This is a genomic window from Skermanella sp., from assembly GCF_059503625.1.
In genome coordinates, this window is sequence record NZ_JCACHA010000822.1 from 1 (window position 1) to 9,009 (window position 9,009).

The 9,009-nt window shown below is 66.8% G+C and carries 6 protein-coding genes and 1 pseudogene; all 7 read right to left on the bottom strand.

From position 1 onward, the window contains the following. Positions 1-95 precede the first annotated feature (95 nt). Positions 96-263, bottom strand: a complete 168-nt coding sequence (gene rpmG, locus AC5JJ6_RS29550) for a 50S ribosomal protein L33 (RefSeq protein WP_044426262.1) — start codon at positions 261-263, stop codon at positions 96-98. 133 nt (positions 264-396) lie between these two features. Then, positions 397-1,968, bottom strand: coding sequence for a S41 family peptidase (locus AC5JJ6_RS29555; protein WP_496045488.1), 1,572 nt, complete (start codon positions 1,966-1,968; stop codon positions 397-399). After that, positions 1,944-2,354: a DUF983 domain-containing protein gene (locus tag AC5JJ6_RS29560; RefSeq protein ID WP_496045489.1), complete on the bottom strand. Its 411-nt coding sequence runs from the start codon at positions 2,352-2,354 to the stop codon at positions 1,944-1,946. Before AC5JJ6_RS29560 ends, AC5JJ6_RS29555 begins: the two co-directional genes overlap by 25 nt. Positions 2,355-2,425: 71 nt before the next feature. After that, entirely contained in the window at positions 2,426-4,678 is a 2,253-nt protein-coding gene (gene rnr / locus AC5JJ6_RS29565; protein WP_496045490.1) for a ribonuclease R, read from the bottom strand. 27 nt (positions 4,679-4,705) lie between these two features. Further along, positions 4,706-7,561, bottom strand: a complete 2,856-nt coding sequence (gene topA / locus AC5JJ6_RS29570) for a type I DNA topoisomerase (RefSeq protein WP_496045491.1) — start codon at positions 7,559-7,561, stop codon at positions 4,706-4,708. Between the two features lie 43 nt (positions 7,562-7,604). Continuing rightward, positions 7,605-8,732 (bottom strand): DNA-processing protein DprA, encoded by a 1,128-nt coding sequence (gene dprA, locus AC5JJ6_RS29575; RefSeq protein WP_496045492.1) that lies wholly within the window; start codon positions 8,730-8,732, stop codon positions 7,605-7,607. A 91-nt stretch (positions 8,733-8,823) separates the two neighbouring features. Continuing rightward, positions 8,824-9,009 (bottom strand): annotated as a pseudogene (locus AC5JJ6_RS29580) (ABC transporter substrate-binding protein); the annotation flags it as partial.

Consider the following 9,009-nt stretch of genomic DNA (forward strand, 5'->3'; position numbering starts at 1 on the left):
ACCAGATCCCACGATGCAAAACTGACGATGCGAAAGCGAAAAGGCCGTCCCGAGGGACGGCCTTTTCTGTGTCTGCGCCTGATGCCGGCTTGGACTTACTTGATCTTCGCTTCCTTGAAAGCGACGTGCTGACGCACGACCGGATCGTACTTCCGGAACTCAAGCTTTTCGGTGGTCTTGCGGGGGTTCTTTTTCTTCACGTAGAAGAAGCCGGTGCCAGCCGAGCTGACCAGCCGAATGAGAACGGTGTTCTGCTTCGCCATAACTCTACAATCCCGTGTTCGTCCGCGATGCCCCAGGATCGCGTTGACCCGGTAGCACGACAAAGTGAGTGCGGAAGATAGCCAGCACGGGGCTTATGTCAAGTCCTCGCACCGTCCTGCGTCCAAGATGTTCTCACCGTTCGGCCAGAAGCGTGGTCGAAAGCTGCAAGGCGCGCTGATAAAGCCCCTTGTCGGCCAGCAGCTGGCGCGCGACCCGCAGGTCGAGGTTGGCTTCGTGGATCTTCCAGGGGCAGGAGGCGCGCAGCTGGTTGAGTGCCGATTCGTCCTCGGGCGCGGCGGCCCGCCAGCTCGCCAGCGTACCCGGCATGCCGAGCTGCCCGGCCCTCAGCTGGCTGATGACGGCATCGGGGTCGCTCAGGTCCTTGCTGGTGCAGATCGTCGGCGTGACGCCCTGGCGGTGCAGCGTGTAGCCTGACGGCGCGTAGATCCTCGACCATGTCAGGAACAGCTCGCCGTCGTTGGGCAGCCGCGTGACGGTCTGGACGCTGCCCTTGCCGAACGACGATGCGCCCACTACCACCGCCCGCCCGCTGTCCTGGAGCGCCGCCGCGACGATTTCCGACGCGGAGGCCGAGCGGCCGTCCACCAGCACGATCAGCGGCAGCCCGTCCAGCTGGTCGTCCAGGGTCGCCTCGAAGCGCTGGATGCTGTCGGGATGGCGGCCGGCGGTGGAGATGATCTGGCCCTGCGGGATGAACAGGTCGGCGACCGCAACGGCCTGATCCAGCAAGCCGCCGGGATTGCCGCGCAGGTCGAGCACGAAGCCGATGGCCTTCTTGCCCATCTGGGTGCGGGCGACGTCGATCGCCTCGCGGAGGTTGAGCGATGTCGCGGCGTTGAACCGCTCGATCGACAGCACGGCGATGCCGTTGTCGATCGACATCGCCACGGTATTGGGGATGACCCGTTCGCGGCGGAGCGCCACCCGGCGGCTTTGCGCGCCGTTCTCGGTCGCGACCGTGACCAGCACCAGGGTCCCGGTCGGTCCGCGCAGGCGGTCGCGGACCTCCTGCAGGGGCATGTAGGATGTCAGGTCGCCGTCGATGGCGATGACGGCCTCGCCGGTCTTCAGGCCGGCGCGGGCGGCCGGCGCATGGCCGACCAGTTCGGTGATGAAGAACTTGCCGTCGCGCTCGTCGACTCCGATGCCGATCCCGCCGTAGCCCTCGCGCTGGGCGCGCTCGTTGCCGGCGCGCTTGGCGCTGGTGTAGCGCGAATAGGCGTCCAGGTCGGCCATGATGGCGTCGAAGACGGTCTGGTAGATGTCTTCCGGCGAAGCCTGCCGGAGCGGCGTCGACGACAGGCGGGCGCGTTCGATCGCCTGCACCGTGACGGCGGCCCAGCCGCCCGCGTCGTTGGCCGGCGGCGCCGTGAACTCGCCGATGGGCTGGCCGTTGCTGGTCAGCCTGACCATGCTGGGCGACCGGTCCACCGATATGGACTGGTCCATCCGGGTCAGCCCGCGCAGTCCGTCGGTCGTGATCTGCCCCATGTCCACGGGGTTCAGGTAGATCTCGGCGATCCTGCCGTATCCCACCGCGAAGACCTGTTCGCCCACCTGGGGGCCGGGCGGTTGGGCCGCCAGCGAAGTCGGGTCGGCGGTGCATCCCGCTATCAGCAGGACGCTCAGCAGCAGGCCGGGAATTCCCCGCCGCGACCTCAGCTTTTCATCCGAAGTGCCCATTGCGCTCCGATTACGGCCCCCTTGATCGGGGGCAACAAGGCCAAGGTCAGTAGCAGAGTGACCGGCACCCAGGTTACCATATGCACCCAGGAAGGCGGGTGCACGTTCTGTTCCAGCAGCAGCATGCCCGGTACGACGATATGTCCCACGATGAAGATCGTGAAGTAGGGTGGTGCGTCGTCGGCCCGGTAGGCGTCGGTTTCCAGTCCGCAGTGCGGACATTCCGGAACCACGGTCACATAGCGGGAGAACAGGCGGCTTTCCCCGCAGCGCGGGCACAGCCTGCGGATACCCCGCAGAAGCCCTTTCCAGAACGAACCGGGAGGCGGAGCGATGTCCAGCCGGTCGGCCGCGGTTTCAGGCTGCTGGAGGGGCGATATGTTCATGGATGTAACTTTTAACACGAATCGGCGAATTTGGTAGAGGAGCCGACGGTACTTTCCTATCTGCCACGCGCCTATCTGCCACGAGGATGAGCGCGCGACCCTTTGGCGCGCTCCTTCCGCGCCATCTTTCCGCCGCCGCCCTTGCGCAGCCATTCCGGCGTCGAGTCGTCCGGCTCCAGCAAGGCGAACAGAGTGCTTCCCAGAACGGGATCGGCCTCCGTCAGCTTCACCTTCACGGCGGCGCCCAGCCGGTAGACCTTGCCGAGGCGGCGCCCGACCAGCGCGTGCTCCTTCTCCCGGTGCTCGTATTGATCGTCGGGCAGGGTGCTGACGGGAACGAGGCCGTCGGCACCTGTCTCGTCCAGTTCGACGAACAGGCCGAAGCGGGTGACGCCGGTGATGCGGCCGCTGAAGGTCGCACCGACCCTGTCGGCCAGGAAGGCCGCCGTGAACCGGTCCACGGCATCCCTTTCAGCCAGCGCCGCGCGCCGCTCGGTCGAGGAGATGTGGTCGCCGATCTCCGTCATCCGCGCCGCCTCGTTATCGTCCAGACCGCCCGGACCCAGGCCGAAGGCGCGGATCAGGCCGCGGTGGACGATCAGGTCGGCATAGCGGCGGATCGGCGAGGTGAAATGGGCGTAGCGGCGCAGCGCAAGCCCGAAATGGCCAATGTTCTCCGGGCTGTAGGCGGCCTGCGCCTGGGAGCGCAGGACGACCTCGCTGATCAGCGACGCCTCGTCGGTGCCGCGCGCCCGGTCCAGGATGCGGGTGAAGTCGGCCGGCTTCAGCGTTCCCTTGTTCAGGCCGTAGCCGAGGCCTTGCAGGAAGCTCCGCAGCGTTTCCAGCTTGTCCATCGACGGCTGGTCGTGGACGCGGTAGAGACAGGGCATGCTCCGCGCTTCAAGAGCTTCCGCCGCCGCCACGTTGGCGCAGATCATGAATTCTTCGATCAGCCGGTGGCTGTCGATCCGCTTGCGCGGCGTGATCTCCACCACGCCGCCGCTCTCGTTCAGCCGGACCTGCCGTTCCGGCAGATCGAGTTCGAGCGTGCCCCGCCGGACACGGGCGGCGTCCAGGACCTCGTAGGCCGCATAGAGCGGCGCTATGACGGTGTCGAGCAAGGGGCCGGTCGTGTCGTCGGCGCGGCCCTCGCGGGCGTCCTGGACCTGCTCGTAGGTCAGTCGCGCCGCCGACCGCATCAGGCCGCGGACGAATTGGTGCCGCTTCAACTCGCCCTGGCCGTCGATCCACATGTGGACCGCCATGCAGGCCCTGTCCTCGCCCGGACGAAGCGAGCAGAGGTCGTTTGACAGCGCTTCCGGCAGCATCGGCACGACGCGGTCGGGGAAATAGGCCGAGTTGCCGCGCCGGAAGGCATCGCGGTCCAGCGGCTTGCCGGGCCGGACATAGAAGGCGACGTCGGCGATGGCGACGACGATGTGCCAGCCGCCTTCGACCGCCGGGTCGGGTTCGGCCCAGACCGCGTCGTCGAAGTCGCGGGCATCGGCGCCGTCGATGGTCACCAGCGGGATGTCGCGCAGATCGATGCGCCCTTCGAGCGTCGGCTTTTCGGCGCGCGCCGCCTCTTCCAGCGCCGCTTCCGAAAAGACGGTCGGAAGGTCCTGGCCGTGGATGGCGATCAGGCTGATGGAGCGCGGGTTGGCGATGTCGCCCAGCCGCTCGACCACCTTCGCCTGCTTCATGCCGAACCGGCTCGACGGCAGCACTTCCGCCACCACCAGTTCGCCCGACACGGCGTCGCCGGAATGGGCCGGAGTGACCAGAAACTCCGCCCGCTGGCGCTTGTCGGTCGGACGCAGGCGGGCGCCGTCCGGCGTCATCTCGTAGATGCCCAGTACCCGAGCCGATCCGGTCTTTTCCAGCTTGCGGATCGTCCGTCCGCTGTAGGTGCGGTCGTTCTGCCGCTGAAGCTGGGCCAGCACGCGGTCGCCGGGCAGCAGGGCAGGGTGCCCGCGCCGTTCCGGCTGCATGAAGATCTTCGGCGGCGGTTCTTCCGACGTCCACGCGATCGGGCGGGCCAGCACCTCGCCGTCGGTGTCGATCTCGATCACTTCGAGCACGCCTACGGCCGGCAGCGCCGCCGGGGGAGCCAGCCGGCGGGCACGGTCGCGTTCTACGCTGCCATCGCTTTCAAGCTCCTTCAGGAGGGATTTAAGGGCAATGCGATCGTCGCCGCGCAGATGGAACTCGCGCGCGATCTCCCGCTTTCCCACGGGCACGGGGCTGTTCCGGATAAAGGACAGCACCTCCTCCCGGCTCGGGAAGGAGGAGGCTGCTTTCCTTGGTGATTCTTCGTCGGTCAATGGTGTATCGATTTCTCCAGAACGGGATCAGCCGGCGGCCCGGGCCTTCGGCTTGGCGGCCGGTGCATCGGTGGCCTTGGCGGCTGCCTTTGTCGTGGCCGCCTTCTTGGGGGCGGCAGGCTTCTTCTCGGCCGCCGCTTTTTTGGCCGCCGGCTTCTTGGCCGGCTTCGCCTCGTCGCCGGCGTCGTCGACCGCCGTCTCGGGCTTCGCGGCCTTGGACTTGACGCCCTTTGCGGCAGGGACCTTGCCGCCGTCCTTGGCGATCTTGGCGTCCAGCAACTCGACCGCCTGCTGCATGGTCAGCTCGTCGGCATTGGCCGCCATCGCCTTGGGCAGCGACGCCATGACCTTGCCGTGCTTGACATAAGGGCCGAAGCGCCCGTTGTTGAGGCTGACCGGCTTGCCGTCGCGCGGATGGTCGCCGACCACGCGGCCGGGCACCTGCGCCGGTCCCTTCTTGGCTTCCGCCAGGAGGACCACAGCCCGGTTGAGGCCGATGCTCAGGACGTCGTCGTCGGCCGCCAGCGACTTGTAGGTCGAACCCAGCTTCAGATACGGGCCGAACCGCCCGATCCCGGCCGAGATCATCTCTCCCGTTTCCGGATGGGGGCCGACGTCGCGCGGCAGGGCCAGCAGCTTCAGGGCCGTTTCCAGATCGATCTCGGCCGGAGGCATGCCCTTGGGCAGCGAGACGCGCTTCGGCTTCGGGGCGTCCTTCGGCTTGGCCTTGGCTTTCGCCTTGCCCTTGGCCTTCTTCGCGTCCGGTTCCGGCTCGGGGACGACGACCTCCGCCGGCGCCTCCGCTTCCCGCGGCGGACCCAACTGGACATAGGCGCCGTAGGGTCCGCGCCGGACGCTGACCGGCAGGCCGGTTTCCGGATCGTCGCCCAATTCGCGCGGGCCGTCGGCCAGCGCGTCGGCTTCCTCGCTGCCCGTCGCCACGGCGAGCGAGCGGGTGTAGCGGCATTCCGGATAGTTGGAGCAGCCGATGAAGGCACCCGTCCTGCTCAGCTTGAGCCCCAGCCGGCCGGCGTGGCACGACGGGCAGACCCTGGGGTCATGGCCGTCCCGCGTGTCGCTGGGGAAGAAGTGCGGGCCGAGATCCTTGTCCAGCTCGTCGATGACCTGGGTGATCGTCAGGTCCTTGGTGCCCTCGACCGCTGCAGAGAAGGCCTTCCAGAAGTCCCGCAGCACGGTCTTCCAGTCCAGCTTTCCATCGGACACGTCGTCCAGCTTGGCTTCCAGGTCGGCGGTGAAGTTGTATTCGACGTAGCGTTCGAAGAAGCTGGACAGGAACGCCGTCACCAGCCTGCCGCGATCGTGCGGCACGAAGCGGCGCTTGTCGATCTCGACATAGTCGCGGTCCTGGAGCACCTGCATGATGCTGGCATATGTGGAGGGCCGGCCGATGCCCAGCTCTTCCAGCTTCTTGACCAGGCTGGCCTCGGTATAGCGGGGCGGCGGCTGGGTGAAGTGCTGTTCGGCGTCGATGGCGTCCCGGTTCATCGGGTCGCCTTCCTTGACCGGCGGCAGGCGCGCCTCGGCGTCTTCCTCGGCGGCGGTCTTCTCGTCCACCGAATCGTCGCGCTCTTCCTGATAAACCCGCAGGAAGCCGTCGAACACCACGACCGAGCCGGTAGCCCGGAGCACGGCCTTGCCGTCGCCGGAAGCGATATCGACCGCGACCTGATCCAGCACGGCGCTTTCCATTTGCGAGGCGACGGTGCGCTTCCAGATAAGCTCATAGAGGCGCAACTCGTCTCGCTCGAGCTGCGCCGCGACTTCTTCCGGCCGGCGGCTGAGGTCCGTCGGCCGGATCGCCTCGTGCGCCTCCTGGGCGTTCTTGGCGGTGCTCTTGTAGATGCGCGGCGATCCCGGCAGGTAATCCGGGCCGTAATGCGACCCGATCAGTTCGCGGACCTGCCCGATGGCGTCGTTGGAAAGCTGCACGCCGTCGGTTCGCATATAGGTGATCAGGCCGACCGTCTCGCCGCCGATATCGACGCCCTCGTACAGCTTCTGGGCCACCCGCATGGTTCGCGTGGCGCCCATGCCGAGCTTCCGCGAAGCTTCCTGCTGAAGGGTCGACGTCGTGAAGGGCGGATACGGATTGCGCCGGACCTGCTTGTGCTCGACCGAGTGGACGGCGTAGCTGAGCGGCTTCAGCCGCTCGACCACGGCTTCCGCGGCACCCTTTTCACCGAGCGCGAACTTGTCGAGCCGCTTGCCGTCGAGCTGCGTCAGCCTGGATTTGACCAGGGCGCCTGCGGCCGTCCGGAACACGACCTCGATCGACCAGTATTCCTGGGGGCGGAAGACCTCGATCTCCGCTTCGCGCTCGCAGATCAGGCGGAGCGCCACCGACTGGACGCGGCCGGCCGAGCGCGACCCCGGCAGCTTGCGCCAGAGCACCGGCGACAGCGTGAACCCGACCAGATAGTCGAGCGCCCGGCGCGCCAGATAGGCTTCGATCAATTCCCGGTTCAGGTCGCGGGGATGCGCCATCGCATCCAGCACCGCGCCCTTGGTGATCTCGTTGAAGGTGACCCGGCGGACATCGACTTTGTCCAGCAGCTTCGCTTCCCGCAGCACTTCCTGAACGTGCCAGGCAATCGCCTCCCCCTCGCGATCCGGGTCGGTTGCGAGGAAGACGTGATCGACGCCACGGATGGCGCGCGAGATCTCATCGACGTGGCGCTTGGACCGATCGCCAAGTTCCCAGGACATGGCGAAGTCTTCCTCGGGACGAACTGAGCCGTCCTTGGGAGGAAGATCCCGAATATGGCCGAAACTGGCCAAAACCGTGAAGTCCGGACCAAGATACTTATTGATCGTCTTCGCTTTGGCCGGGGATTCGACGATGACTAGATTGCTGCCAGACAAGCGAATTCCGCCTCTTGTTTGCGTTCGGTCTCTTTTTCAGTTTTTATTGCTGAATCAGGACGACCTGATTTCCGGAAAGCTCCTGAACCCGGCCCGCAAGGGCGAGTTCGGTGAGCACGATCCGTACTACCGACGCAGACAATTGGCACCCTCTGATGAGTTCGTCAACGGGGACCGGTGTGTAACTGAGGCTTTCGAGCAACCGTTCGCCGATTTCCCGCACGGTCGCCTCGTCCACTTGAATACCCCTGTCGGCTGAGAAGAGGTCGGATTGCGGCTCCCGCAGCGGCCGCGCTTCGGTGTCCGCCAGCGCCTGGACGATATCGTCGACGCTCTCGACCATGGCGGCGCCGTCGCGGATCAAACGGTTGGGACCCTGCGAGCGCGGGTCGAGCGGCGATCCCGGTACCGCGAAGACGTCGCGGCCCTGGTCGCCCGCTACGCGGGCGGTGATCAGGGAGCCCGACTTCAGCGTCGCCTCGATCACGACGACGCCGAGCGCCAGCCCGGAGATGATGCGGTTTCGGCGCGGGAAGTGGCGGGCGAGCGGCTGGGTGCCGATCGCACATTCCGCGACGACGGCGCCTTGTTCGGCGATGCGCTCCTGAAGGGCACGGTTCTCCTCCGGATAGACTACGTCGATTCCGCCGGCCACGACGGCCGCCGTGCCGCTGGCCAGCGATCCGGCATGGGCGCTGGCGTCGATCCCGCGCGCAAGGCCGGAGACGACGACGAAGCCGGCGGCTCCCAGGTCGCGCGCCAGCATTTCGGCCAGGCGCTTGCCGTTGATCGAGGCGTTGCGGGCGCCGACGACGGCGACGGCGCGCTTTCTCAGAAGGTGAGGATGGCCCTTGACCGAGATCAGGGGCGGCGCGTCGTCGATCGCGGCGAGGGCCTGGGGGTAGTCAGGCTCGCATGAGGCAATCAGCCGCGCCCCGTACTTGGTCACCGCCGCGGCTTCACGTTCCGTCTCCGCCCGCGAGGCTATCCGCAGCGGAGCCTTGCGTCCGCCGCGTTTCGCCAGTTCCGGCAGCGCCTGGATCGCTTTTCCGGCGGTGTCGAACCGTTCCATCAGACGGGCGAAGGTGACCGGACCGACGTTCTCGGTGCGAATCAGCCGCAGCCAGTCAAGCCGCTCAAGGTCGGTTAGTGCGCGTCTCAGTTGAGTCATGCCGCACCATACTGCGGTCCGCGCCGTGGTCAAAGTTTGCCGCACACGTCGGCATGCGGCAAAGCGTCTTTATGCCGGCCGACCCCGGTGCCTACTTAAGCTCCACTGCGTAATCGGCCAGCTTGGGCACCGATGCGATAAGCTCACGCTCCTTCAGGAACTCCGCGAATCGGGTATAGCGCCGGGAGTCGAGCGCACCGGGGCTATGGGCGAAGCGGGGCAGGGTATCGCGCCATGCACGCTTGTTGAGCTCGTCGTCCAGTTCCGGGTTCGCCTT

What these genes read in the sequence shown, in the direction of transcription:
- AC5JJ6_RS29555 (WP_496045488.1), bottom strand. Translation starts at nt 1,968, where the DNA reads ATGGGCACTTCGGATGAAAAGCTGAGGTCGCGGCGGGGAATTCCCGGC.
- AC5JJ6_RS29560 (WP_496045489.1), bottom strand. Translation starts at nt 2,354, where the DNA reads ATGAACATATCGCCCCTCCAGCAGCCTGAAACCGCGGCCGACCGGCTG.
- rpmG (WP_044426262.1), bottom strand. Translation starts at nt 263, where the DNA reads ATGGCGAAGCAGAACACCGTTCTCATTCGGCTGGTCAGCTCGGCTGGC.
- dprA (WP_496045492.1), bottom strand. Translation starts at nt 8,732, where the DNA reads ATGACTCAACTGAGACGCGCACTAACCGACCTTGAGCGGCTTGACTGG.